The following is a 24,834-nucleotide window of genomic DNA, read 5'->3' on the forward strand; positions in this document are numbered from 1 at the left end:
CCTGCCACGGTCGGATCCGCCGGCGGCATGCCGGGGGATCGTGGTCGGCGACGGACGACATCATGGCCCTCTGATCCCCGAGAGGATCGAGATCGTATCATGAAGGAGCAGCCGTTCCGTTCGCCGACCAGGGCGCGCCGCTACTCGCCCCCGGAGGACTCGATGATGCCGGTCTCATGAACGTGGCCGCATGCTTGGCATCGATAGTTCACGGCACTCGAGCCATCGGCCATCGTCTCGCGAAAGAGGCGTGTCCGCCGTTCCCCGCATCCGGGGCACCATGCATGGACCTTGCTCGCCAGCGACGACAGCGCGAAGGAGGAGAGCAGGAGCAGGATGCACGTCCCGACGTTGGTCGACGACTCGGTAAAGAGCCAACCCCGGTACTGGCAGTAGCCCCCGCCGAGGACCATGGTCGCGAAGGAGAGGGATTTCGCGACGTTGTAGTGGAGAGAAGGATCCATCCCGACTACCTCGACCCGGGCCGCCGAGACCGAGCCCGGCGGGCCGGCCCGCCAGGCAAGATGCTGATGATATCACCGACGCGATGGGAGTGCCCTGCCTGAAACCTGGCGACCTCCGAGCCCGACGGGGGGACGGGGATTGGCACCGACGCCGGGCCCGTACCCCCGGAGAGCGGCCCCCGCACAGTCGAGATGCCGATCATCGCCAACAACAGTTGCGTCCAAACATGAGTCGGCCGGCCTCCGATTCCTCGGCCCACCAGCCCACCCCGGGCACGCCTTCGAGGTCGGGCGAGAAAAAAAACCGAAAAATTCCTGAATTGCGTATTGGGGATTGCCGTATTCGGGATAAGATCGAGGAGGCACGCCGATCGCGACCGCGCGAGGGCCGGCCTCCTCGCCGATGCCGGCGAACGATGCACTCCCGAATCTGCACCCCAAGGAAGCGACGCAGCACCATGGGCAAGCTCGAAGTCAGCCAGCGGCGCATCGACGCCAACCGACGCAACGCCATGCGCAGCACAGGGCCCCGCACCGAGGCGGGCAAGGCGCAGTCGCGCCGCAATAGCCTGATCCACGGCCTGGCCGGCGACAGCATCGTAGTCCCCGAGCACGAGGCGCAGGCCGCCCGCGAGCGGGCCGAGCAGTGGAACTCGTCGCTGCGGCCGATGAATGCGTTCGAGGTGGGGCTGGTCGAGACCATCGCCATCGAGAGCGTGCGCATCGACCGCTGCAGGATCGAGGAACGCCTCGCCCGCGACGTGAAGGCCCGACGCGCCAACGCTTGCTGGGCCGACGAGCGGCGTGCCGAGGCGGCGAAGCTGGGGCGGACCCTGGCCGATTGCCCCGAGGATGTCGCGCCAAGATTGGCCACCTCCGCGGCCGGCTGCGACTGGCTGATCGCCCGCTGGACCATGCTGGGCAAGGCCCTCGACCGCAACGGGGCCTGGACCGAGGCGCAGGAAACCCTGGCGCTCGACCTGCTGGGCATCGCCGCCGACTTGCGTGACGAGGGCAGCCCGATCGAGGCGGACGCGGGCGTCGATCTCGTCGAGCATCGCCGGGAACTGGTCGAGGCCGAGATCGATGGGCTGGTCGCGCGGCAGGAGGAGGCGCTCGACGCGATCGACGACGACTTGCGCGAGGCGACGTCGATGGGCCTGGTCGCGGCCGACGACCCGACGCTTGTGCTGCTGCGCCGCTACGAGACGGCCAGCCTGCGCCGCCAGCGCTGGGCGCTGGACCAGCTGCACCGGGGCCGCCAGAAGCGCGAGTTCGTGCCGACGATGACCCACGACTATCGCGAGCGGCCCCGCGACCCCTCCTACGTCCGGCCGGTCGCCCTGGAATTCCCCGACCCGACGCCCGACCCGGGCACCGAGCCCCCCGCGACCCGCCCCGATCCCGAATCTCCCGGCCCTGACGGCTCGGGCCGCCCCGACCCGGTCGCTCGCGCCGGACGAACCCAACTCGGGGCCGGGCCGGGGCACTTCGCCGAACGAAGCCACCTGTCCGGCCGCCTCCGCCTGCTGGCGCGGTCGCTGGCCGCCCGCATCGAGTCCCGCAAGCCCGCGCGTCGGCCCTGCAAGCCTCTCGCCCGGCCCGCCCGTCGACGCTCCCGCCCCTCGGTCGCCCCGTCCCGCGTCGACGCAGGCGCCTTGCGGCTCCTGGTCGCCTGAAACCCGGCCCCAAGGCCTCCAAACGCGCCCGCTCTTTGACAATCCGGAGCAAGACGGGGCACTCCCGCGCCTACCGCGTGGTCGGGCGTTTCGAGCCCTCCTCCTGGATCGGGATGAGTACTCCCGATGCGAGCGACGCGGCGAGGTTTTAGGCCGGTCGAATCGCTCGTGCGCTCGTCGACGGCAGCGTCGCGGCCATCGTGAGCACGCTTAACTTGCGGGCGAGACGGCGCCGAAATTGCTAGCCCGACACCGTCGCCGCGCCGACCAAACCCCCGTGAAGGGTCGCGGACCCGACATAAAGATGGGTGGTTCCATGCATGTTCTTTGCGATGCCAAGAACGATGTCGGGCAGTTTGCTGCCCGCAAAGGATGCGTTGTAGAACATTCGGGATCGTCCCGGTTGGACAACGTCTCCCTCTCCTCGAATTCTCGACTATTCTGATCGGCGAATGGACGAGACGAGTTTCGGATTCGGACTCGAAAACACAAGGACCTCTTGAGGATTGCAAGAAGAATTTGTTGTCGGATTGTTCCTCACGCGACGTAAACTCCGTGGACCTCCGGGCGAGACCCCCCGATTCGGGCCAGAGCGGCCCGGGAATCGCTGGGGTCAACCATGCGGGACTCAATCATGACCAAGCGACGGTTCGTCCGCCCCCTGCTGTTCCTGGTCCCGCTGGCCGTCTTCCTGCCGCCCCTCCTGACGGGCTGCGGCGATGACACCAGGACGACCGGCAGTCAACTCAAGATCAGTGAGAAGGCCAAGGCGCAGGTCAACGACATGAGGGAGATGTACAAGTCGAATGCCTCGAAGAAGGCGATGGCGAGTAAGAAACGCTGAGGGAATCCGGTAAGCCCGCCACGCCATCCCGCGCGTCGTCGGCCGGTCGCATGGCCGACGACGCCCACGCCGAGTTCGTTTCTACCGTCGACTTCCAGGGATCAAGGGAGTTTCCGATGCAGAAGACGAGGCGAGGTTTCACGCTGATCGAACTGCTGGTGGTCATCTCGATCATCGCGGTCCTGATCGCGCTCTTGTTGCCCGCGGTGCAGAGCGCCCGCGAGGCGGCCCGGCGCATGCAGTGCACCAACAACCTGAAGCAGCTCGGGCTGGCGCTGCACAACTACAACACAGCGGTGGGCGCCTTCCCGCCGGGGATCGTCACCTCCGCCGACTATCCGACCACCCTCGGGAGCTGGACGGTCTGGAGCCCGCAATCGATGCTGCTCCCCTACCTGGAGCAGACGCCGCTGTACAACGCGGCGAACTTCAGCTGGGCCTGTTGCTTCGACGGCCCCATCCCCGACGCCGTCAACTCCACGGTCTACCTGACCCGGATCGGGCCGTTCCTCTGCCCCACCGACGCTTACGCGGGCATCGAGCATATCAATAGCTATGTCGGCAGCCTCGGTTCCTCGACACGCTCTTATCCGGCCGACGGCATGACCAACGGCATCTTCCAGGTCTACGACAGCAATAAGCGCAGCTCCTCGGTGACCCTCGCCCAGGTCACCGACGGGTCGTCCAACACGATCGCGTTCAGCGAGGCCCTGGTGGGGACCTTCGGCAAGCTGAATAACTACGCCGGCAACGGGATGACCGGGGTGAGCCCCTACGACGGCAAGGGCGACTTCCTCGACCCAAGGATGAACATCCCGGGGGTGATGCAGGCGCTCGCCGATTGCAACGCGTGGTGGAACAGCACCTCGGTCACGTCCACCTGCCCCACCGGCAATTGCAACCGGGGCGGCCTGAAGCAGTACGGCGGACAGCTCTGGGCCTTGGGCGAGCGGGGCTACACCCTGTTCAACACGGTCGTGCCGCCAAGCTCGCAGCAATACCCCTGGCGCATCTGCGGCCGGACCTGCGCCGGCTGTTCCCCCGAGGCGTCCAACTTCCTCAACGCCAACAGCAACCACCCCGGCGGCGCGAATTACGCCTTCGCCGACGGCAGCGTGAAGTTCATCAAGAGCACGATCAACATGCAGACGTACTGGTCGCTGGGCAGCCGCGACGGCGGCGAAATTGTCAGTTCGGACAGCTACTGATGTGAACTGATCCTGTTATGCTCGTGATCCGGCCGCGCGGGGGTCGACCCCCGCGGCCGGATTCGCCCGCCGGCCTAGGCCCGGGCCGGCTTCTTCTTCGCCTCGTCCGCCGCCGCGATCACCCCGGCCGCCGTGCCCAGCCCGACCAGGATCTGGGCCAGCGCCCGGGCCTCCGGCGACCCGGCCACCGGCAGGTGAGTCCGGTGGGTTGGCAGGAGGATCGCCCCCGCGACCTCGTAGGCCACCGTCGCCAGCGCCGCGCCGACAACCCCCCCGACCACCGTCCTGGGCCAGAGCCCCTTGCCGCTCGCCCCGAGGCCGTACGCCAGCCCCCCCGCCAGCCCCGCGACCGACCAGACCGCGATGTGCGCCATCAGGGGCACCACCAGGTCGCTCGATTGCGGGTCCAGGTTGGCATAGACGCCGGGCACGACGAGCCTTGCCATCCCCCACCCCCCGAGGCCCCCGACGATCAGCCCGAGCAGCCCCGTCCCGAACGCCGACTTCGCCGAACGCCGCGCGACGCCGCCGGCCAGGCCCAACGCGAACCCGATCAGCCCGCCCGTCGCCGCGACTGCCGCGGCCCCGCTGTCCACCCTCGCTTTCAGCAGGTCCAGGCTGTCTTGCAGTTCCGGGACCGGCTTCATGGCGGGCCTCAGGGCCGAACTGTAGGCGCGGAGGATCCCCTCGCCGGCCAGCCAGGCGGCGACGCCCGCGACCAGGCCGGCCGCGAGCGCGATCCCCCAGGTCCTCCTGGTCGCGTGCCTGCCGGGCTGGGTTGCGTCGGTTCCAAGGTTCGTCGATGTCTCGCCTGAAAACATGGCTCGATCCCCTTCACGTCTCGGAAAGGTGACGACATCCGCAATCGAGCCCTGTTATACACGATCGGCGGCCCGCTACGCCCCGGGCCAGTTCCCCCCCGCGTGGGCCGGCGCCGCCGCCTGCGCCGGCGACTCCGTCGGCTTGCGGCCCTGCCCCTCCGCCACCGAGAACCGCAGCCCCTTGCCCCTGAGGTAGGCGACCATCGAGTCGAGCATCGCATAGAAGACCGGCGTGACCAGCAGGGCCAGGATCAGCGAGAAGATCTGCCCGCCGATGATCACCTTGGCCATGCTGGCCCGTGCCCCGGCCCCCGGCCCGCTGCCCAGCGCGATGGGCACCATGGCCGCCACCAGCATGAAGGTCGTCATCAAGATCGGCCTGAGCCGGACGTGGTTGGCCTCGACGATCGCGTCGTGCCGCGGCATCCCCTTGTCGCGCAGCTGGTTGGTGGCATCCACCTGGAGGATCCCGTTCTTCTTGACGATCCCGACCAGCATGAACAGGCCGAAGATCGCGTAGATGTCCATCGGCGTGCGGAACATGACCAGCGAGAGCAGGCCGAAGGGGACCGTCACGGGCAGGGCCATCAGGATCGAGATCGGCTGGATCCAGCTCTCGAACTGCGCGGCCAGGATCAGGTACATGAACAGGACGGAGAGGACGAATGCGATGATGAAGTAATAAGCCGTCTCGCCCAGCGTCTTGGCCTGGCCGCTGAACTCGTAGGTGTACTGGGGGGGCATGTCCATCTTCTCGAGGATCGCGCGGGTCTTCTCGACCGCGTCGCCCAGGGTCATGCCGTCGGGGTTGCCCAGGACGGTGACGATCCGCTGCCGGCCCAGCCGCTCGATCTCGGTCGGCCCCCGGTCCTCGGTCAGCTTGGCCAGGCTCGTCAGCTTGACCAGGCCGGCGGTGGGCGACGGGATGGTGAGCTGGTTGATGTTGGCCGTGGAGGCCCGGTCGCCCGGCCTGGCCCGCAGCCAGACGTCATACTGCTGGTCGCCGTCGCGGAAGGTCGAGACCACCTGGCCGCCGACCAGGATCCGCAGGCTGTCGGCCACGCTGGCCACGGGGATGCCCAGGTCGCTGGCTCGCTCGCGGTCGATGGCCACCCGCACCTCGGGCTTGCGCAGGGAGAGGGTCGTGTCCAGGTCGGCGATGCCTGGGACCTTACGCAGTTCGGCCAGCAGCCGCTCGGAATAGACCTCGAGCTGGTCGAGTTCAGGCCCGCCCAGGTTGACCTGGAAGACCTGCGGGCGGCGGCCCCCCTGGAAGGCCGAGACGTCGTTGACGCTGACGCGCAGGTCGGGGAAGTCGGACATCAGGGCGCGGGCCTGGAGCTGCACGTCGAACTGCGAGTAGGTCCGCTCCTCGAGCTCGGGCATGCTCACGTAGATCGTCCCGCGTGTGACGTCCCCCTGCCCCTTGATCGCCCGGCCGCTGGACGAGCCGACCGTCGTGAACAGGTGCGCCGAGCCCGGCAGCTTCTTCAGCCTGGACTCCAGGTCGGAGAGCACCGCGTTGGTCCGCTCCATGGTGTACCCCTCCGGGGTGATCACCGAGACCTCGTACTCGCTCTGGTCGTCGCGTGGGATCAGCGCGAAGCCCGGGGCGAACGGGGCGCCGATCGTCTTGAGCAGCGCCACCAGGGGGCGCGGCACCTTGGGGTTCTTCTCCAAAGCCGAGCCGATCGCACCGTAGGCCGGGGCCAGCAGCACCACCACGGCCGTCAGCACGATGAGCGCCTTGTGCCTCAGCGAGAACAGGAGCAGACGGCCATAGGCCCCGTCGACGATCCGGTAGAAGAAGCCCGACTTGCTGGAGTGGCCCCCCTCGGCGTGCTCGAGCTTGAGGAACCGGCTGCAGAGCATCGGCGTCAGGGTGAACGACACGAACAGGCTCATCAGGATGGCGAACGCCACCGTCAGGCCGAAGCTGGAGAAGAACCGGCCGATGATCCCGCCCATGAAGGCGATCGGCACGAAGATGACGACCAGCGAGAAGCTCGTCGCCAGCACCGCCAGGGCAATCTCCCGGGTCCCCACCCGGGCGGCCTCCATGGCGTCCATCCCGTCCTCTTCCATGTGCCTGAAGATGTTCTCGTGCACGACCACCGCGTCGTCGATGACGATGCCGATGGCCAGGATCAATCCGAGCATCGTAATATTGTTGAGCGTGAAGCCCATCAGCTGCATGAACAGGAACGTCGGCACGATCGAGGTGGGGATGGCCAGGGTGGCGATCACCGTCGTCCGCCAGTCGCGGATGAACAGCAGGATCGTCGCCGAGACCAGGCCGGCGGCCAGCAGCAGGTGGAACTTCACCTCCTCGATGGACTTCTCGATGAACCGCGACTGGTCCTTGATGACCACCGTCTTGATGTCCGACGGCAGCGCCTTGCGCAGCTCTTCCAGGCGACGCTTGATCTCATGAACGACCTTGACCGTGTTGGTCCCGGACTGCTTCTGCACCACCAGGCTGACGGCGCCCACGCCGTCGAGCCGGGCCAGGGTGCGCGGCTCCTCGAACGAGTTCTCGGCGCGGCCGATGTCGCGGATCCGGATCGGGTAGCCGCCCCGGTTGCTCACGATCAGGGCGTCGAACTGCTCCGACGTATAGAGCCGACCCAGGGTGCGCAGGACCAACTCGCGTGGGCCCTGGTCGATGCGCCCGCCGGGGACTTCGAGGTTCTGGCGGACCAGGGCAACCTTCACCTCGTCGACGGAGAGGTTGTAGGCGGCCAGCTTGTCGACATCGATGACGACGTTCATCGCCCGGGTCTGCCCGCCCAGGAGGCTGATGGCGCCCACGCCGCTGACCGTCTCCAGCCGCTCCTTGATCTGCCTGCGGGCGATCTCCGTCACCTCGCGCAAGTCGCGCCTGCCCGACACGGCGATCGTCAGCACGGGCGAGGCGTCGGTCTGGAACTTGTCGATGATCGGCGTCTCGGTCCCCTCGGGCAGGGTGGCCATGATGGAGTTGACCTTGTCGCGCACCTCCTGCGTGCCGACGTCGCCGCTCTTGGACAGCTCGAACTGGACCGTGACGACGCTGATCCCCTCGGAGGTCGTGCTCCGCATCTCCTCGATGCCGGAGACGGTGTTGATGATGTCCTCGATCGGCTTCGTGACCGAGGTCTCCGTCTCCTCGACGCTGGCCCCCGGCAGCACGGTCGTCACCGACGCGACCGGGAAGTCGACGTTGGGGAAGAGGTCGACGCCCAGGCTGTTGTACGAGACGATGCCCAGCACGACGGGGGCGGCCATCAGCACCCAGGTGAAGACGGGCCGCTTGATGCAGATGTCGGAAATGCTCATAAGTTCACGTGCACCGGTGCCGGGGTCTGGCGTCTGTTCGTCGCACGGTCGTCGTCATCGGGGGGAATTGGCCGGGCCGGCTCAGCCGGGGGCCTTCACGGGCGGCTTGGCGGCGGCCTCGGGCGCGGCGGGTCCGCGGGCCGGGGCCTCGGCCGACCGGATCGTCACCGGGGTGTCGTCGGCGAGCTGGGTCTGGCCCGAGGTCACGACCTGCCCCTCATTCGGGATCGTCACACCCTCGCCGATGACCTCGATCCAGCCCTTGTCTTCCAGGCCGGTCGAGACGTTGACCGATCGGGCCTTGTTGCCCGCGGCCACCAGGAACAGCTTGGTCACGCCGGCGAACCGGACGATCGACTCCATCGGGACGACGGTCGCCTCGTCGTCACGCTTGATCAGGATCGATGCCTTGGCGAACCCGCCGGGGCGCAAGATCCCGTCGGGGTTGGGCACCGACGCCTCGACCTGGAACGTCCGGCTCGCGGCGTCGACCGACGGGTTGATCCGGGCGACGACGCCGTCGAAGACCTTGCCCGGGTGCGACGAGACGCTGATCCTGACCGGCTGGCCCAGCTTCACGTCGCCGCTGTGGCGCTCGGGCACGTAGGTCCAGAGCCGCAGCGGGTCCTCGATGACCAGCTCGGCCACGGGGTCGCCCTCGCGGAGCATCTGCCCCTCGGAGGCCTGCCGCTTCGTCAGGGCGTAGCCCAGCGGGGTCTTCAGGCCGGGCGGCTTCACCGACGGGACGGGTGCGTGGATCTCCATGTCGAGGCGGGCCTGGCGGGCGACGTCCAGGGCCACCTTGCTGGCCAGGGCGCTGGCCAGGTTCGACCGGGTGGTCAGCCGGGCCGTCTCCAGCGCGGCCTCGGTGCCGCGCAGGTCGTTCTCGGCGTTCTGCAGGTCCTGCGCGGTGCCCGCGTTCTTCTGCATCAGGTTGCGCTCGCGTGCCAGGTTCTGCTTCGACCGCTCCACGGTCACCTGAGCCTGGATCACCGAGGGGACGGCGTTCAGGTCGAAGTTGGCCGACGGCATCTCCTGGAGGCCGAGCCTCGCCAGCTCGACCTGGAGCCGCCGCTCGGCCTGGTCCACGGCCAGGTCGGAATCGACCGTCTCCAGCTCGACGATTGGCTCGCCCGGCTTGAGGCGGTCGCCCATATCATGGAAGACCTTGGCCACCCGCCCGGTGCGCTTGGCCCCCAGGGTGACACTCTCCCAGCCCCGCAGGCTGCCCACCACCTCGACGGTGCGCTCCACTGGTCGCCTGACCAGCGAGGCCACCGTGACGGGTACCGCCTTGGGCACCGCCTCGACGTCGGTGTGCCCCGCCTCTCGGCCGCCGCACCCCTGGAGGGCCGCGAGCAAGATCCCGATGCCGATCCCGGCCAACTTGAATCGCCGTCTCATGGCAATCTCCCCGGGGCCGCCGTGGCCCCAACTGGCGATCCGAATCCGTGTAAGAGGCTGAACACGAGCCGACCCGGCAGGTCAGGGCCCAGCTCGCCGTCTTTGTACAGGTATTTGAGCGTATGGAAGACGATCAGGCCGTGGCAGGCCAGCACCAGGTCTTCGGCCCGATCCGCGGGGATCAGGCCCGCCTCGGCCAGCCGCCGGACCCCGAAATTCAGCACCCCGTCGAGTTCCTTGCCTCGACACGATGCGAGGGTGGCTTGCAGGCTCGACGATCGGGGCCCGAAATGAACCGCGAAAACGAACCGGCAGCAGTCGGGCTCGTCCTGGCAGAAGTCGAAGTGGGCCCGGAAGATTTGTTCCAGGTCCTCGACCGGGTCTCCGGGGCCCTCGACGACATGCCTCAGTCGCTCGATCAGCGATGTCATCGGCAGGGTGAAGAGCGCCTGGGCCAGGCCTTCCTTGCTACCGAAGTGGTAATAGAGCGTCGGTTTGGCCACGCCGGCCTCCTCGACGATCTCGCGCACCGAGGTCGCGTCATATCCCTGCGCGGCGAACAGCCTGGCCGCCGCCCGGGCGATGTGCCCCTTCACTTCCAAGGGTTCGGACCGCGCCGCCGACTCAGCCATCGCCAACATGTCCCCAGGCCCCTTCGCGGGAGGATCCATCGCGGCCAATTGGCCGATGCGACCCGCGTTACGTTCGGGATTCTACCGAACGGTAGGTATTCCGAATAGGTCAACTTTTTACCCTAACGGATCCAGGGGCGACCGGACTGATTCCAATCCAGGTGAGTGACCGATGTAGATCCTGCCTCGGCCTCGATGATCGAGCCGAGGCAAGCCCGACGCGTGGCGGTCGGGGGTCGAAATGCCGAAGGAAGGCGTCCGCTTCGATCCCGGCCGAGGGGCCCGGATCGGGGAGGCCTGCCGGCCGCTGGCATTCGCCCATGCGTTTTCTAGCGAGAGGCCGAGGCGACCTCGGCGGCCTGGCCCGCGGGGATCAGGCGGACGGTGAGGGCGAAGTGATCGGAGGGCCCACGCCTTCCCTTGTTCTCCTCCTTACCGAATCGGAGCGGACGCCCGTCGCGGGCCCCGCGTGTGGCAGGGCCGTCGGCAACCCGGATCGAGTCGGCCACCACCGACCAGCCCTGGTCGTCGAACAGGCCGGGGGAGGCGAGGAAATGGTCGAGGAACTCCCAGCGGCCCGAATAGTAATAGGTCCCCGTGCGCTCCTGATCGAGCAAGGCCGGGAGGTCGAGCAGGCGCGGCGAGATGCCGCCGGCACGGGCCTGCGCGGGGTCGGCCGTCGTGTGGAGGTTCTCCCGCAGCGACGGGTCATCCGGCGTGTCGTTGAAGTCGCCCGCGATCAGCAGGTCGACCGAGGGGTCGGTCCGGTAATGCTGGAGGAAGGCCCGGTAGAGCGAGTCGGCGTAGGCCGCCCGCTTGGTGCCGACGGAGTCGGTGACCCGGCTGGTCCAGTGGCTGACCAGGAGCGTCAGCGGTCGGTCGTCGGTGCCGAGGTGCGCCTCCAGGGTGCGCCTGATGCCGAACGTCCGGGTCAGGTCGTCCCGGACCGGGAGCCTGGTGATCACCGCCGGGGCGAATCGCCGGCCCGTGTGATTGGCCCGGAAGACGACGCCGCGATACTGCCAGGCCGGGTCGAGCCGCGTGTTCAGCTCCGTGCGCAGCGCCTCGGCCGAGCGCAGGCTCTCGACCTCGACCATGGCGATCACGTCGGGCCCCCGGCCGTCGCCCAGCTCGAAGAGGGCATCGGCCAGGGTCGCCACCTTGTCGGCGAAGGCGCCCGGGTCGCTGGCGAACCAGTCCTCGGACTCGTCGTGGCTGTTGGGGTCGTCCACGTCGTCGAAGAAGTTCTCGACGTTCCAGGTGCAGACGAGGATGCCGCCGGCGGGCATGGCGGCGGCGGGGCCGGGCCGGTCGGCGCGTTGCCGCGCGACCCAGATGGCCAGGCAGACCAGCAGCCCCGCGACGATCCAGGGGGCCCATCGCTGCGCCTCGGGGCGGGCCATCAGGCCGCGCAAGCCTCGCTCAAGCTGACCGGCCAGCTGGCGTTCGAGTCTCGATCGGGGCCCGCGACCCGGGGCGGGCCTGGGGCGCCGCCGGTTCCTCGACCAGTCCATGGGCTAGGTGCCTCGGGCCTGGGTGCCCATCAAGAACCGTGGGTCGAGTCGCGATACCGCTGCCCCTCGCCGTTGAGCAGCCAGCGCGGCTCGGCCCCGGTCACCTCGATGAACCTGAGGATCTGCTCGGCGGGAATCTCCTGGCCCGACTCGAACCCGAGCCAGGATCGGAACGGCATCCCCATGCGTTTGGCGAGCCAGGGGCCGCCGTGGGCCCCGTACAGCTCTTGTCTGACGATCCGGACTCGGCCGGCCAGTTCTTGCCGAACCGAGAACCAGTCATTCGACGCGGGAAGGGGTTGAGACATGAGGCACCGCCCCGGCAACGGCGTGGAGAGGTCAGCTCTGCGGACGAGCGATCCTCGAACTAGGATTTTATCGCCCGGTCTCGCGGGCGAACAGGGCCTCATCGATGTTTTTTTTAGCAACACGAGCCGGGTGAAGTGGCCTCCGAGATCGAGGCCCCGAGGCCTCCGGGAAATTTCCCGAGAAATGTTGTCGCGGATTCTGAGATTGCGCAGTCACCAGTCAGACGGGGGCAGAGAAGCCCGTCGAGACACGGGCGACGGCACGATCCTGAGGCTGGCCATGTACGATCCCAAGACGATTCAGGACCTGGCGACGCGGATCGAGACTGCCTTCCTGAGGCGTTCGCCTCGTTGGCGTCCGGGATGCACCGGGGCCGACGTCTGGCGACGTGCCGCCGAGCTGCTCTGCGAGCTGAACGCGACGAGCCCCGAGATTCCCGTCGACCCCGAGCTGTACGTGGCCGCCCAGCCGATGACCGGCGACCCCTGGACCACCCTGACCCTTGGGTCTTCGGTCGGCCGCTACCGTCGCCGGATCGGCTCGATCGTGCGGGCTCTGCGCACCGAGATCCGCGGCGAGGTGCTGCGGGCCGAGCGTCAGCTGATCCGCGGGATGGCCGTCGAGACGGTGCTGCTGCCGAGCAACGACGACCTCTCGCCCCTGGGCTGCTTCATCGTGGCCCACCGCGCCGGCCGCCCCGAGCTGGCCGCCTGCTTCCGCGGCCCGGCCAGCGAGCAGCACGTGGGCTGCCCGCTCTATCGTCAGGCCTGCCGCAACCTGCTCCCCGTCGAGGCCTACCCGGCGGTCCTCCCCGCCCAGGAGCTGGCCGCGGCGGATCAGGCGAGCCGGACCACCGCGTCCATCCAGGTCAACTGAACGAACGGGATCGAGGCGGCTCCCCCCGCCCGTCCGGGCCTCTCGTCGAAGGTTCCCACCGGGACGATCCGAGGCCCCAGGCGGCGGTCGCCTCATCCACACAAAACATCCTGCGATTCCATACATCCATCTCTCATTTGCCGGGATTCATACCATGCGTGCTCGCCGGAATTTCAGCCCCGCCCTCGACTCGCTCCCCTTCCGCATCGTCCCCTCGGCCTATCCGCCCACCTTGACGATCACGCCCCAGCCGAGCTCGCCCACCACCCCCACCACGGGCCTCAACCCCATGGCCCCCCCGACCATCGTCGCGCCGCCGGCTCCCGCCCCCGGAGCCCCCGTCGCCAGCGACCCGATGGCTCCCCCGATCATCGGATGATCCGGTCGGGAGACGGGTCAAACTAGACCGGTTTTCCCTCCCGCCACCCGTTGAATCGCCGCCTTGTGTTGGATAATCGCAACATATGGCTAAGTAAGACCCGCCCAAGAAGGTGGCCGAGCCCGCCCTCGCGCGATCTCCCGATTTTGTCGACATCAAAGCTTCCGGTCTCACGGCGATCGGCTACAATGGAGCCGATCATAATTGCCGGGTGACTCGGGCGTGGGTTGACACGATCCTCTCCTAGGTTTTTCAGTGTCGGCCCGAGTCCTCCCACCGTGACGAGCGGTTAACCAGGGAGGATCGACTTCATGACGTCGTCGTCGGAAGCATCCGAGAGCAAGTCGGACGGGCTGTTCGCCCGCGCACAGTCCGGAGATCAGGATGCCTGGAAGATCCTCTTCGAGGCCTGCTATCCCAAGATCCGGCGAGTCGTCCGACGCAGGATGAATTCGCCGATGATCCGCTCGTTGTACGACTCGACCGACTTCGCCAGCGACGTCTGGAAGAGCCTGGCCGCCAAGCAGGATCGGTATGAGTTCCAGCACGTCGATGACGTGATGAAGTTCCTGGCCAAGGCCGCCCGCGACAAAGTCGCCGCCGAATATCGTCGGTTGATGGCCCAGAAGCGTCAGGAAGAGCAGAAAATTGCCTTCTTTGGCGAGGATGGCCACGCGATCGATGCCGTGGCGATCGGCCCGACCCCGAGCCAGGTGGCCGTCGCCCGCGAAGCCGCCGACTTCCTCGTCGCCGATCAGCCGGACGACGTCCTCGAGGTCATCAAGGCCAAGCGCGACGGTTGCAGCAACGACGAGGCGGCCGGTCAGGTCGGCATGAACGTCCGCAAGGTCCAGCGCATCCTGAAGACCCTGCACGAAACACGGTGGCTGACCTGGGGGCGATAGCCATGACGCCCCCTCCCCGGCCGTGCGATGCCCCCGACGAACCGACGAGCCCTGGCCATGTCGTCGCTCTCCTCGAGCCGCGCCGGGACGCCGCCGAGCCGACGACGACCTTACACGACTTGCGCCGCGACGCGGACGGGCGAAACCTCCCGGTCGCCGGCGTCGCCGCGCTGATCAAGGCCGACATGCGCGATCGCTTCTCCCGCGGCGATCGGCGGGCGATCTCCGGCTACCTCGCGGTCTTCCCCGAGATCGGCGAGCACAAGGATCTCGTCCTGAGCCTCGTCTACGAGGAGTTCTGCCTGCGTGAGGAGGGGGGGGAGAACCCCGACCCCGAATCATTCTGCGACCGCTACGCCCCCTGGCGCGACAGCATCGCCTCGCAGTTGAGATATCACAGGCCGCTCAGCATGGCCGTGGGGAAGCCGGCCCCGAAGCCCTGGTTCCCCTCCCTTGGGCAGGAATTCTGCCGCTATCGCCTGCGTTCGATCCTGGGCGAGGGGGGCTCGGCCCGCGTCTACCTGGCCAATCAGCCGAATCTGCCCGACGACCGTTATGTCGCGCTGAAGGTGTCGCTGGATCGCGGCACCGAGCCGGCCATCATGTCCAGGCTCGAGCACGACCACATCGTGCCGGTCCTGTCGGTGGAGGTCGACGACCAGACCGGGATGCGTGGGCTCTGCATGCCTTACAGCCCTGGCCTGACGCTCGACAAGATCGCGGACCACCTCGCGGGGGCGTCGACGGCCGCCGAGATCCGCCAGGTCGTCACCCGCCAGCGTGGCCTGTTCGACTCCACGGTGGCCTTGATGCCGTCGTCGCCGCCGGCCCAGACCGGGGCCTCGGGCGAGGGGCAGGCGGCCACCTCGGAAGCCCCGGCCGCCTCCCCGTTGGGAGCGGTCCGCAAACGCTCCTGGGACGAGTTCCCCGATCGCGGGACCTACGCCCAGGGTGTGGCCTGGATCGGGATGAAGATTGCCGAGGCGCTGGCCTACGCCCACAGGGAGAACGTCCTTCACCTCGACGTGAAGCCGGCGAACATCCTGCTCACCTGGCGCAACGGCCCTCGCCTGCTCGACTTCAACCTGTCGCACGACCCCCACGCACCGCTCGGCGCCGAGTCGGCCTTGCGGGGCGGGACGCTGCCCTACATGGCTCCCGAGCAGCTCAGGGCGTTTCTCGACCCCGATCGCTGGGGCGATGTCGGCCAGCGTGCCGACCTCTACTCGCTCGGCCTGGTGCTGTCCGACCTGCTGACGGGGAAGCCCCCGGAGGGCCCCGACCCCGATCTGCCGCTCCCTAGAGCGATCGCCGAGTTGTGCGACCACCGGCAGCTTCCCCTCGCTTCGGTCCGCGACACCAACCCTTCGATCCCCCGCTCGCTCGACCTGATCCTGGCTCATTGCCTGGCCCCGCGGCCGGAGGATCGATACGCCGACGGCGATCAACTGGCGGAAGACCTCCGCCGATTCCTCGCGAGTCGGCCGCTGGCCTACGCCCGCTCCCCAACCTTGGCCGCCGGCGCCATGGCCTTCGTCGAGCGCACTCGCACCAAGTGCCTGTTCGGTGCGGCCCTGACCCTGCTGGTCGCCCTGCTGCTGATCGCCCGATTCACGGCTCCGCCGCCCCCACTTACGGAGCGGGACGATTTCCGCGACGGCGTCATCGCCCTCGCCGAGATGAGGGCGCCGAAGGCCCTCGCCACCTTCGAACGGCTGAGAAGTGACTACAACGACTCTCCCCTGCTGAACTTCTACCTGGGCCTGGCCAGCGACCGGAATAATTTGCCGCTGGCGTCCGAGCGGTACTACAAGATCGCGTTCCAGCCCCGGCCCCTACCCGGCGAGTTCCTCCGAGAGGTGGGCCACAACCCCTTGCTGGGCAAGTCGGTCGGCGAGCAGGGCCACAAGCTTCACGTCCTGCTCGTGAAGCCGGAACACGCCCATCGTCGGGACCTCATCGATCTGAGCATCCAGGCGTACAAATTCTCCCTCGCGCTGGACGACCAGCAGCCGCAGATCCACTTCTATCTCGCGTGCGCTTATGAAAAATCCGGTCAATACGAGCCCGCGATCCGCCAGATGACCCGGGCGATCGAGCTGACCGCCGTCGACGGCGACCCGGACAATCTGGTCATCTACAGCCTGCATCGGGTGCGTCTCCGCCTCCTCAGGGCCGACCAGCTGATCGATTCCGCGCCGAAAGAAGCGAGGTCCGCGCTGAGGGAGGCGACCGACGACCTCGTGCAGCCGTTCCAGCGGCATATCAAGCTAGGGAATGATATCTGCTCGCACGAGTATTACTATCCGGCTCGGATCCGGGCCAGGTTCGGCGACCTCGATCGCATGGAAGGCGAGCCGGACCTCGCCGCCGATCGCTATCGCGACGCCGAACGGCTGCTCACCGAGGCCATCGCCCGCTTCCCCAATGACACGAAGGCCGCCGATGCACTGCTTGCCGAGGTGCGTGGCCGCCTGAAGGAGCTCGAAAACCGCCCCCCGGCCTCCGCCCCCACAACCTGAGCTGGGAGTCATCCCGCGAGAGCGACGGCGGTGGTCAGCCCCTGGGGTGGAACTTGGCGTGGACGGCCTGGAGCTGGCTCAACTCGACGCGGGTGTAGATCTGGGTCGTGGCGATCGAGACGTGGCCGAGCATTTCCTGGACGGCGCGGAGGTCGGCCCCGCCCGCGAGCAGGTGGGTGGCGAAGCTGTGCCTGAGCGTGTGCGGGCTGACCTTCCCCTTCAGCCCTGCGGTCCGCGCATGGGTGGTCACGATCCGCCAGAGGCCCAGCCTCGACATCGGCCGGCCGAACCTGGAGACGAAGATGGCGTCGTGGGCGGGCTTGCCGTACATCAGGCGCGGCCGGTCGCCGGCCATGTAGTCGCGCAGCGAGTCGGCCGCCCTGGGGCTCAGCGGGACGATCCGCTCCTTGTCCCCCTTGCCGATGCAGCGGGCCATCCGCGCCTCCAGGTCGAGGTCAACCTTGCGCAGGCCGATGACCTCCGAGGCCCGGCAGCCGGTCGCGTAGAGCGTCTCCAATGCCGCACGATCGCGTCGGCCCAGCGACGTGTCGGTCGTGGGGGCGGCGAGCAGCCGGTCGACCGCCGCCGGGCTCAGGACGTTGGGCAGCCGATCCCAAACGGTGGGGGCCACCAGCAGCTTCGCGGCGTTCTCCGAGAGTTTCCCCTCGAAGATCAGGTAGCGGTAGAAGGTCGACAGGCTGGCCAGGTGCCGGCCGACGCTGGAGGGGGCGAGCCCTCGGTCGTTGAGGAAGTCGACGTAGCCGGTCAGCGTCTGGATCGAGAGCGATTGAAGCGGCCCCGGGGCGTGCGCACGACGCCAGCGGGAGAACTCCATCATGTCGCCCCGATAGGCGGCCAGGGTATTGGCCGACAGGCCGCACTCGGCCATCAGGTAGTGGAGGAACGGCCCGATCGGGTCGGAGTGCGACTTCGGTCGGTTGGCGGCTGGGGCGGGCATGGCGTCGGCTCCGGGCGGTCGGTTCACACCGGGTCGACATCGGCCGGCGGTCCCTCCGGGCTTGATCCGGGATGCTCTGTGCAGCAGGACCCGTCCGGTCAGAAGTAGATCTGGCAGCGGAGCCAGTAGAGGTCGCTGGTCTTTTCCAGCCCGCCGGGTCCCGGCCTGAACTGGACGGGCTGACCGAACGCGGAATGCTGCCAGTCGAAGTAGACCTTGACGTACTTGTTCAGGTACCAGTTGAAGCCCGCGTCGAGGGCCCCTACGCTGTTGGTCCAGAGCTTGGGGTCGGCCAGGCCGCTTTCGAAGATCTCGCGGCCCAGGTTGAAGGTGGAGTAGCGGGCTTGCAGTTCCAAGGCACCCAGGCCGAACTTGCCCTTGCGCAGGTCGAAATTGTGCTTTGGCTGGACGAATGTCCGCCGCTCGACCTCCTCGCCGGTGACGAAGAATCCGCCGCCGACGTGGAACCCACTTGTGGGAACCTGGATGCGATCCTGGTTGGTCGACTTGCCGTAGGTGGTGTACCCGCTATCCCAGGCACCCATCAGCGTCAACCGCTTGTAATAGTAGGCCGAGTGGAGTTCCCAGAGCGAGTGGGGCCCGCGTTCGACGACGTTCGGGTTGAGCTGGAGGAAGGCCGGGGCGGCAAACGCAGCGCCCGGGCTGTCTGTGGCGTTGGCCGAGGTCCGGAAGGCCAGCGGGAAGGCGGCCCCGTTCTGAACACCGTAGGCCATCGACCCGCCGACGTTCAGGTGCTTCAGGAAGGGGAGCTGTTCGGCGTGATAGAACGGCCTGACGTTGAAGTAGGCCAGCACGTCCTTGTGCCCGTTCTGGTCGTAGTAGAAGTTGCGCGGGCCGTTGGCGCCGGCCACCGCGTACTCGGCCATCCCCTTGAAGAGCTCGCCGTGGCCCATGAACGCGGTGCTGCGGTTGAAGCCGTAGTTGATCGCGAAGACCGACCGCTCGGGCGTGGGCAGGAACTGGTTGCTCAGCGAGTACCAGTCGTAGGTATACGGGACGCGGAAGCGGCCGAGGCGGATCTGGAACCGTTCGTCGTAGTTGAAGTTGAAATACGCGTCGAGGAGGTCGAGCGTTCCCAGGCCCTTGTTGAGCGAGATGGCATATTCGATCGGCTTGGTGATCCGCCCGTTGAAGATGATCCGGGCACGCGGGATGTAGAAGCCGACCTGATTGACGGGCGTGCTGTTCGGCCGATCATAGACGCGGAGGTCGACCTGCGTCTCTTGATGGAAGACGAGCTGATATTCGCCGTCGTCGGTCTCCCACTTGAAGCCTTCCAGGAAGGATGATTCGGCCGCGGCCGCCTTCTTCGTGGGCTCGGGCTCGTCGGTCCGTACGTCCGGAGGTTGGTCATCCTCGGCGGGCCCCCGACTCCGCTCGAACAGGTCGGGAGCACCCGGGGCTTCGGGGGCCATGTCGCCCGCTTCAACCTCGTCGGTGCGTGTGTCCGGGGGTTGCGACGGGTCGCCCGGCGCGGCCGACGGGGCGTCCTCGGTGCCCTCGTCCCCGGAAGGATTCGGCTCGGGCGGCTCCGGCACGGGCCGATCGGGGCCGGATGCGCCTGGACTCTGAGACACCTGTGCGACCCGGCGGGCATTGGGTGGCCTCGCCGCGGCCGGGCGGGCGCTCAGGGCGTTCACCTTCGCCGTCAACGCCTTGTTCTCGCTTGCAATCGCCTTGTATTGCCCCGAGAGCGAGCGTAGCTCCTGAAGCATCAGGCGATTGGTTTCCTCCATCGCGCGGAGGCGTTTTTCCAGGACCGCAGAGTCGGTCGTCGGCGCGGGGGGTTGTGCCGAGACGTATCCTGCTTGACCAATCGAGACGACCAGCCAGGCCAGGAGCGAGGCGGTCCGCACTGAGAGTCGCATTCCGTCTGCTATCCCCCGACACTCGACACATCCCATCCGGATCGAAGCAGGAGCCCTTTCGGCTTCCGCCTCTCACCTTCAACAATCGGCACCTCCCGACTCAAGGTTGAGTCGGGAGGTGCCGATTGTGCGGATTGCGTCGAGATTATGGGGCGATGGACATTGGGCGTCAGACACCCGGGAGGAGGCTCTCCATCAGCTTCTGGTTGTCGGCCGAATCGCGGAGCTTCTCGAGGGCGCGGTCCTGGATCTGGCGGACTCGCTCCTTGGAGACCGACAGCAGCTTGCCGACCTGGCTGAGCGAATGCTTGGACTTGCCGCCCAGGCCAAATCGGAGGGCCAGCACTTCCTTCTCGCGCGGGTTGAGGGCCCCCAGCAGGCGGCCGACCGTCTCGTCCATGTCGACCTCGGCCGAGGGGTCGGCGTCGGGGTCGCTCATGGTCTGGAGCAGGCTGAAGTTGGAGCTGACGTCAAGAGTTGCGTCGAGCGAGACGGTGGGCCTCGTGGCCGTGTGGATCCTGCGGATCATTTCCGTCGAGCCGTTCAGATTGAGCGGGGGCAGTCCCGCGGCGGGGTCGTGACCGACCGATTCCTGGTCCTGCGCTAACTGACGCAGATGCCTGGGGCTGAGCCGGACCGGATAGGCCCCGGCGGCCACGGCCCGCTGCATCGCCTGGCGGATCCACCAGGTGGCGTAAGTCGCCAGCTTCGTCTCGCGAGTCAGGTCGAATCGGTCGATCGACTCGAGCAGCCCGCAGAAACCTTCCTGGAGCAGGTCGGAATAGGAGACTCCTCGGTCGCGGAACCGCTTGGCGATGTGCGCCACCAGCCGCATGTTGGCCATGGCCAGGCGGCCGCGCAGCTCGGAGTAGTGGCGAAAGATGGCCCCGAGGCGGGCCTCGGCCGGGCCGTCGCTCTCGTGCACCTGGCGAAGTTCGCTGTCCCTGAAGGCCAGATGGCCCGCGATCATCTCGGCCTCATCGGGCGGCTTGATCGATTCGAGCGCCTCGCTGAGCTTCCGCCTGCACTCGCCGAGCTGGTCGAGCAGCTTACGCTCTTCCAACGCCCCCAGGACCTGGGTCTCGGGACGATCCAGTGCAGCCAATCCCTCGGTGTCGCCCACTTGCCGGATCGTTCGCATGACGCCCCTTCTATTCCGCGAAAGGCCCAGAGCCTGCCATCCGTTGGCCCCGGCGATCGCGCCGGACACTGGGTGCTTACAACGAGGTCGTACGTCTTGACTGCTCGGCCGCGGACCGTTCTGCATGACCGGATCGGCCTGATCGGGGCGATCAAACGGCCAGCACGGAGGTCTCCGTCCAGGAAGAGTGCATTCGTCGTGCCGAAACTTTCAGAACACCTTGAATTGTCCGAGGCGATCGATCTCTTGGACCGAGACAAGGCTCCCTGTCGACTAGGACGAGGGGACCCGTCAATTTGTTCGGTCGAATCAATCCGATTTGAAAATTCGACCGGACTCGCTCACCGAGGGTCGCCGGCAACGGGCGAAGATTGGCCCCGGGGCGCGGGATTTGGTAGGGTTTTGCCCGATGACGTGTCGCCGGATTGCGCGAGTGGATCGGCGAAGGTGGGATGGGTCGAGGGTGCAGCGGGGGATCTGGCCGTGGCCGACTTCGATCGAGGGGGGCTCCTGGCGTTGCTTTCGAGGGATGCGCTCAGGACGGGGACGTTCACCCTGGCCAGCGGTCGGACGTCGCACTATTACGTCGACGGCCGGAAGGTGACGCTCTCGGCCGAGGGGGCCGCCCTGATCGGCGCGGGCGTCTGCGAAGCCCTGGCCGACTTGCCCGAGGTTCAGGCCGTAGGGGGCCTGACCATGGGGGCCGACCCGATTGTTGGGGCGACCCTGGCGGTGGCCGGCGCGGGGATGCGGCCCGGCCTGCTGGGCTTCCTGGTGCGCAAAGAGGCGAAGGGACACGGGACGGGCCAGCTCGTCGAGGGGCCAATCTCGCCCGGGATGACCGTGGCGGTCGTCGACGACGTGGCGACGACGGGGGGCTCGTCGTTGCAGGCGGTCGCGGCCCTGGAAGCGATGGGTTGCAAGGTCGCGCGTGTGATCGTGGTCCTCGATCGCCTGGAGGGGGCCGCCGCCGCGTTCTCCGCCAAGGGGCTCGACTTCCACGCCCTGGTCACAATTCGCGACCTGGGCGTCGAGCCGCTTCCCCCCCTGGGCTGAGCCCTGACGAGATGGCGAGGCCGACGGTCATGGAATCGACCTTGCATCGCCAGTTGAAAGACCGCTACGGTGACGGAGGGGGCGGCCGATCGGAGGTCGCCCTCGCCGGTTACCGCGTCGACGCCCTGGCCGCGGACGGCACGGTCGTCGAGGTCCAGACCGCGTCGCTGGCGCCGTTGAGGGGCAAGCTGCTCCGGCTCCTGGTCGAGCACAGGGTGCGCGTGGTCAAGCCGCTGGTGCTGAAGCGCTGGGTGGTGAACAAGGCGAGCCGCGGGGGCGCCGACCTGTCGAGCCGTCTGAGCCCGATGCGCGGGAGGCTCGCCGACGTGTTCGAGGACCTGATCGGCCTGGTGGGGGTCTTCCCGCATCCGAACCTGACCGTCGACGTGCTGGGCGTTGAGGTCGACGAGGTCCGGCTGACGCGCAAACGAAAGCCCGGCTACACGGTGATCGACCGCCGCCTGAGGGCGTTGGTGTCGAGCACCCCCCTGCTCCGCGCGGATGACCTCTGGTCCCTGCTGCCGACGGCACCCGACGGGCCATTCACCACCGGCGAGTTGGCCGAGGCGCTGGGCACGCCCAGGCATGAGGCCCAGCGGGTGGCATACACCCTGAGGCATTGCGGCGCGGCCGACCTCGTGAGCAAGTCGGGCAATTCGCGGATCTACGCCAGGGCCGGGGGTACTCGTGCCCTCCCGATGGTGGGGGTGTTGCCCGGCGAATCAGTCGAGTCGTCCTCCTGGGTGGGTGTGGATGTCCCCGGGTGACCTCGCGAGGAAGTCACGCAGATTTGCACACTTGGATGGATTGTCCTCGTCGAAGGCCCTTATGCGGTCCGCAAACGTATTTGTTCGTTGTTATTAACTGACCTATTCAATATTGATGCGACTTTGAGATCGGCAAATCTCTGAGCAGCCTGGCGAGGCTGTGGAGTCGCGTCGTGGCCGGATCGTCCCGCAAGGACGCCGGTTCGACGCGGAGGCTGTTCGGGCATGAGGGAGTCATCTCGCGAATTCGGGAATGTTGAAGAGTTTGGTGGAATTTCTTGCAATGGCCCGAGGCGTGACCGTACCTTGTGGGGACCAACCCGATCGATACCCGAAACATTCAACCCATCCTGATGCCGTCCGACGGCGGCATCGAGGTTCACTCGTCGCGCGCCCTCCGCGGGGTACGCTTCGTAAGGAGGGGGACCGTGTCAACCACATCCGGGAGTCAACGATATTCGATCGCCGGGGTGAGCAAGTTGACGGGCGTGAGTTGCCACGCCTTGCGGGTCTGGGAGCGTCGTTACGGTTTCCCGGAGCCCGAGCGGTCGCCGTCGGGGCATCGGCGGTACGACATCCAGCAGGTCCGGGTCTTGCGCATGGTGTCCGACCTGGTGCACCAGGGGCAGGCCATCGGCACCTTGATGGCCAAGGTCCGCGCAGGACACCTGCTTGCCGACGAGGCGGGCGAGTCTTATGACGACGCGGTCGAGTCCAGCCGGGCCGAATCCCCGGCCAGCGAGCTGCTCGACCTGCTGATCGATGGCGACCGCGCCGCCGCCGAGGCCTGGTTCGACGATCATGCGGCCAGGCTCGGCCCCCTGGATCTACTGGCCGAGGTGATCGAGCCGGCACTCGTCGAGATCGGCGACCGGAGATATCGGGGCGAGTGCGAGACTTTCCAGGAGCACACCGCGGGGCGATTCCTGCGCAACAAGCTCGACCGGATGCTCGACGAGGCGCGACGGCGGTCCGACCGGGAGGGGCCGCCGAGGGGGATGGTGCTGGTGGGCACCGCCCAGGGCAATCCCTTCGACGGCGGGATCCTGATGATCTCGGTGGTGCTGGAACTGGCCGGATGGCAGGCGGTCGACATCGGCGTCGACCTGCCGGTCGAGGAGTTCGCCAAGGCGGCCCAGGCCTGGACGCCCGACGCGTTGGCGATCTCGTTCCTGCTCTCGCGCAACATCAACAAGCGTTTCGCGGAGTTGTCGAAGATCACCGGCCTGCCGATATTCGTCAGCGGCCGGAGCATCCTGAATTACCAGAGTCTGGCCCGAGGGCGAGGCCTGACCCCGCTCTCCGGGACCATCCGTTCGACCGCCGCCATGATGGTCGCCGAGCTCGAATGCCGCCGTATTGCTCGAGACGCCTGAGGTCCACCGTTTCCAAGCACGGCCCTGCCCCGACTCGCGGGCGCAGGCCGGTCGACGAAACGACGCCGCCCCCGTCGATTGACGGGGGCGGCGAGTCGAAATCCGAGGCGGCGAGTCGGCCACATTTCCGCGGCCGACTCGTCGGATTTCAGTACTGGGGGGACGACTTGGCCGGGGCCTGAGCCGCGGGGAGGATCTTGGCCGGGGCCTGGGCCGCGGGCAGGACCTTGACCGGAGCCTGGGGGGCCGGCAGGACCTTCACCGGGGCCTGGGGGGCCGGCAGGACCTTGGAGGGAGCCGCCGGGGCAACCTTGGTCGGGGCCTGGGGGGCCGGCAGGACCTTCACCGGAGCCTGGGGGGCCGGCAGAACCTTGACCGGGGCCTGGGGGGCGGGCAGACCCTTGACCGGGGCCTGGGGGGCCGGCAGGACCTTGACCGGAGCCTGGGGGGCCGGCAGGACCTTGGAGGGAGCCGCCGGGGCAACCTTGGTCGGGGCCTGGGGGGCCGGCAGGACCTTGGTCGGGGCCTGGGGAGCGGGCATGACCTTGACCGGGGCCTGGGGGGCCGGCAGGACCTTCACCGGAGCCTGGGGGGCCGGCAGGACCTTCACCGGAGCCTGGGGAGCCGGCAGGACCTTCACCGGAGCCTGGGGGGCCGGCAGGACCTTCGAGGGGGCCTGAGCCGAGGCGACGACCTTGTCGTGGTGGCCAAGGCCGGTCACGCCGCTGCCCATAGCGACGATAAGAATAGCGCTGAACATCGCGATGTCCTC

22 protein-coding genes are annotated in these 24,834 nt (G+C 67.8%); 10 read left to right on the forward strand and 12 right to left on the reverse strand.

Translation table 11 applies throughout. The features are described 5' to 3' along the window. Positions 1-140: 140 nt before the first annotated feature. A complete protein-coding gene (locus tag EP7_RS02240) occupies positions 141-464 on the reverse strand; it encodes a hypothetical protein (protein WP_463525944.1) in 324 nt (107 codons plus the stop codon). A gap of 458 nt (positions 465-922) precedes the next feature. Between EP7_RS02240 and EP7_RS02245 the strand changes: the two genes are divergently transcribed. Further along, complete coding sequence (locus EP7_RS02245; protein ID WP_463525945.1) at positions 923-2,143, forward strand: hypothetical protein; 1,221 nt, start codon at positions 923-925, stop codon at positions 2,141-2,143. Positions 2,144-2,384: 241 nt separating this feature from the next. On the opposite strand, the gene EP7_RS02250 is transcribed toward EP7_RS02245, so the two are convergent. After that, positions 2,385-2,531 (reverse strand): hypothetical protein, encoded by a 147-nt coding sequence (locus EP7_RS02250; protein ID WP_463525946.1) that lies wholly within the window; start codon positions 2,529-2,531, stop codon positions 2,385-2,387. A gap of 246 nt (positions 2,532-2,777) precedes the next feature. Between EP7_RS02250 and EP7_RS02255 the strand changes: the two genes are divergently transcribed. Next, positions 2,778-2,987: a hypothetical protein gene (locus tag EP7_RS02255; protein WP_463525947.1), complete on the forward strand. Its 210-nt coding sequence runs from the start codon at positions 2,778-2,780 to the stop codon at positions 2,985-2,987. A gap of 116 nt (positions 2,988-3,103) precedes the next feature. Next, positions 3,104-4,195 (forward strand): DUF1559 family PulG-like putative transporter, encoded by a 1,092-nt coding sequence (locus EP7_RS02260; protein ID WP_463525948.1) that lies wholly within the window; start codon positions 3,104-3,106, stop codon positions 4,193-4,195. A gap of 74 nt (positions 4,196-4,269) precedes the next feature. On the opposite strand, the gene EP7_RS02265 is transcribed toward EP7_RS02260, so the two are convergent. From EP7_RS02265 to EP7_RS02290, 6 genes are all read right to left on the reverse strand, one after another. Next, on the reverse strand, positions 4,270-5,016 hold the full coding sequence (locus EP7_RS02265) for a hypothetical protein (RefSeq protein WP_463525949.1): 747 nt from the start codon (positions 5,014-5,016) through the stop codon (positions 4,270-4,272). Positions 5,017-5,091: 75 nt separating this feature from the next. Then, positions 5,092-8,334 carry an efflux RND transporter permease subunit gene (locus tag EP7_RS02270; RefSeq protein ID WP_463525950.1) on the reverse strand — a complete coding sequence of 1,081 codons (3,243 nt, stop codon included), beginning with the start codon at positions 8,332-8,334 and terminating at the stop codon, positions 5,092-5,094. A gap of 81 nt (positions 8,335-8,415) precedes the next feature. After that, a complete protein-coding gene (locus EP7_RS02275) occupies positions 8,416-9,738 on the reverse strand; it encodes an efflux RND transporter periplasmic adaptor subunit (protein ID WP_463525951.1) in 1,323 nt (440 codons plus the stop codon). Beyond that, positions 9,735-10,379 carry a TetR/AcrR family transcriptional regulator gene (locus EP7_RS02280; RefSeq protein ID WP_463525952.1) on the reverse strand — a complete coding sequence of 215 codons (645 nt, stop codon included), beginning with the start codon at positions 10,377-10,379 and terminating at the stop codon, positions 9,735-9,737. The genes EP7_RS02275 and EP7_RS02280 overlap by 4 nt, the downstream gene beginning before the upstream one ends. A 320-nt stretch (positions 10,380-10,699) precedes the next feature. Next, the gene (locus tag EP7_RS02285) at positions 10,700-11,884 is read right to left on the reverse strand and encodes an endonuclease/exonuclease/phosphatase family protein (RefSeq protein ID WP_463525953.1); all 1,185 of its coding nucleotides are present in this window, start codon (positions 11,882-11,884) and stop codon (positions 10,700-10,702) included. Between the two features lie 29 nt (positions 11,885-11,913). Then, positions 11,914-12,192 (reverse strand): hypothetical protein, encoded by a 279-nt coding sequence (locus EP7_RS02290; RefSeq protein ID WP_463525954.1) that lies wholly within the window; start codon positions 12,190-12,192, stop codon positions 11,914-11,916. Positions 12,193-12,472: 280 nt separating this feature from the next. Between EP7_RS02290 and EP7_RS02295 the strand changes: the two genes are divergently transcribed. From EP7_RS02295 to EP7_RS02310, 4 genes are all read left to right on the forward strand, one after another. Further along, a complete protein-coding gene (locus tag EP7_RS02295; RefSeq protein ID WP_463525955.1) occupies positions 12,473-13,069 on the forward strand; it encodes a hypothetical protein in 597 nt (198 codons plus the stop codon). Between the two features lie 154 nt (positions 13,070-13,223). Then, entirely contained in the window at positions 13,224-13,448 is a 225-nt protein-coding gene (locus EP7_RS02300; RefSeq protein ID WP_463525956.1) for a hypothetical protein, read from the forward strand. A 311-nt stretch (positions 13,449-13,759) separates the two neighbouring features. Next, positions 13,760-14,353 carry an ECF-type sigma factor gene (locus EP7_RS02305; protein WP_463525957.1) on the forward strand — a complete coding sequence of 198 codons (594 nt, stop codon included), beginning with the start codon at positions 13,760-13,762 and terminating at the stop codon, positions 14,351-14,353. 2 nt (positions 14,354-14,355) lie between these two features. Beyond that, positions 14,356-16,875: a protein kinase domain-containing protein gene (locus EP7_RS02310; protein WP_463525958.1), complete on the forward strand. Its 2,520-nt coding sequence runs from the start codon at positions 14,356-14,358 to the stop codon at positions 16,873-16,875. Between the two features lie 34 nt (positions 16,876-16,909). Here EP7_RS02310 and EP7_RS02315 read toward each other — a convergent pair whose 3' ends face one another. The 3 genes from EP7_RS02315 to EP7_RS02325 form a co-directional block, all read right to left on the reverse strand. Continuing rightward, complete coding sequence (locus EP7_RS02315; protein ID WP_463525959.1) at positions 16,910-17,833, reverse strand: site-specific tyrosine recombinase; 924 nt, start codon at positions 17,831-17,833, stop codon at positions 16,910-16,912. Positions 17,834-17,931: 98 nt separating this feature from the next. Next, positions 17,932-19,722 carry an OprO/OprP family phosphate-selective porin gene (locus EP7_RS02320; RefSeq protein ID WP_463525960.1) on the reverse strand — a complete coding sequence of 597 codons (1,791 nt, stop codon included), beginning with the start codon at positions 19,720-19,722 and terminating at the stop codon, positions 17,932-17,934. 169 nt (positions 19,723-19,891) lie between these two features. Next, complete coding sequence (locus tag EP7_RS02325; protein WP_463525961.1) at positions 19,892-20,863, reverse strand: sigma-70 family RNA polymerase sigma factor; 972 nt, start codon at positions 20,861-20,863, stop codon at positions 19,892-19,894. Between the two features lie 483 nt (positions 20,864-21,346). Between EP7_RS02325 and pyrE the strand changes: the two genes are divergently transcribed. The 3 genes from pyrE (at position 21,347) to EP7_RS02340 (ending at position 24,062) form a co-directional block, all read left to right on the forward strand. Next, the gene (gene pyrE / locus EP7_RS02330; protein WP_463525962.1) at positions 21,347-21,919 is read left to right on the forward strand and encodes an orotate phosphoribosyltransferase; all 573 of its coding nucleotides are present in this window, start codon (positions 21,347-21,349) and stop codon (positions 21,917-21,919) included. A 29-nt stretch (positions 21,920-21,948) separates the two neighbouring features. Beyond that, the gene (locus EP7_RS02335; protein WP_463525963.1) at positions 21,949-22,686 is read left to right on the forward strand and encodes a hypothetical protein; all 738 of its coding nucleotides are present in this window, start codon (positions 21,949-21,951) and stop codon (positions 22,684-22,686) included. A 353-nt stretch (positions 22,687-23,039) separates the two neighbouring features. After that, positions 23,040-24,062: a MerR family transcriptional regulator gene (locus EP7_RS02340; RefSeq protein WP_463525964.1), complete on the forward strand. Its 1,023-nt coding sequence runs from the start codon at positions 23,040-23,042 to the stop codon at positions 24,060-24,062. A gap of 148 nt (positions 24,063-24,210) precedes the next feature. On the opposite strand, the gene EP7_RS02345 is transcribed toward EP7_RS02340, so the two are convergent. Continuing rightward, positions 24,211-24,822, reverse strand: coding sequence for a hypothetical protein (locus EP7_RS02345; RefSeq protein WP_463525965.1), 612 nt, complete (start codon positions 24,820-24,822; stop codon positions 24,211-24,213). Between the last annotated feature and the right edge of the window lie 12 nt (positions 24,823-24,834).

It is taken from the genome of Isosphaeraceae bacterium EP7 (assembly GCA_038400315.1).
GTDB lineage: Bacteria > Planctomycetota > Planctomycetia > Isosphaerales > Isosphaeraceae > EP7.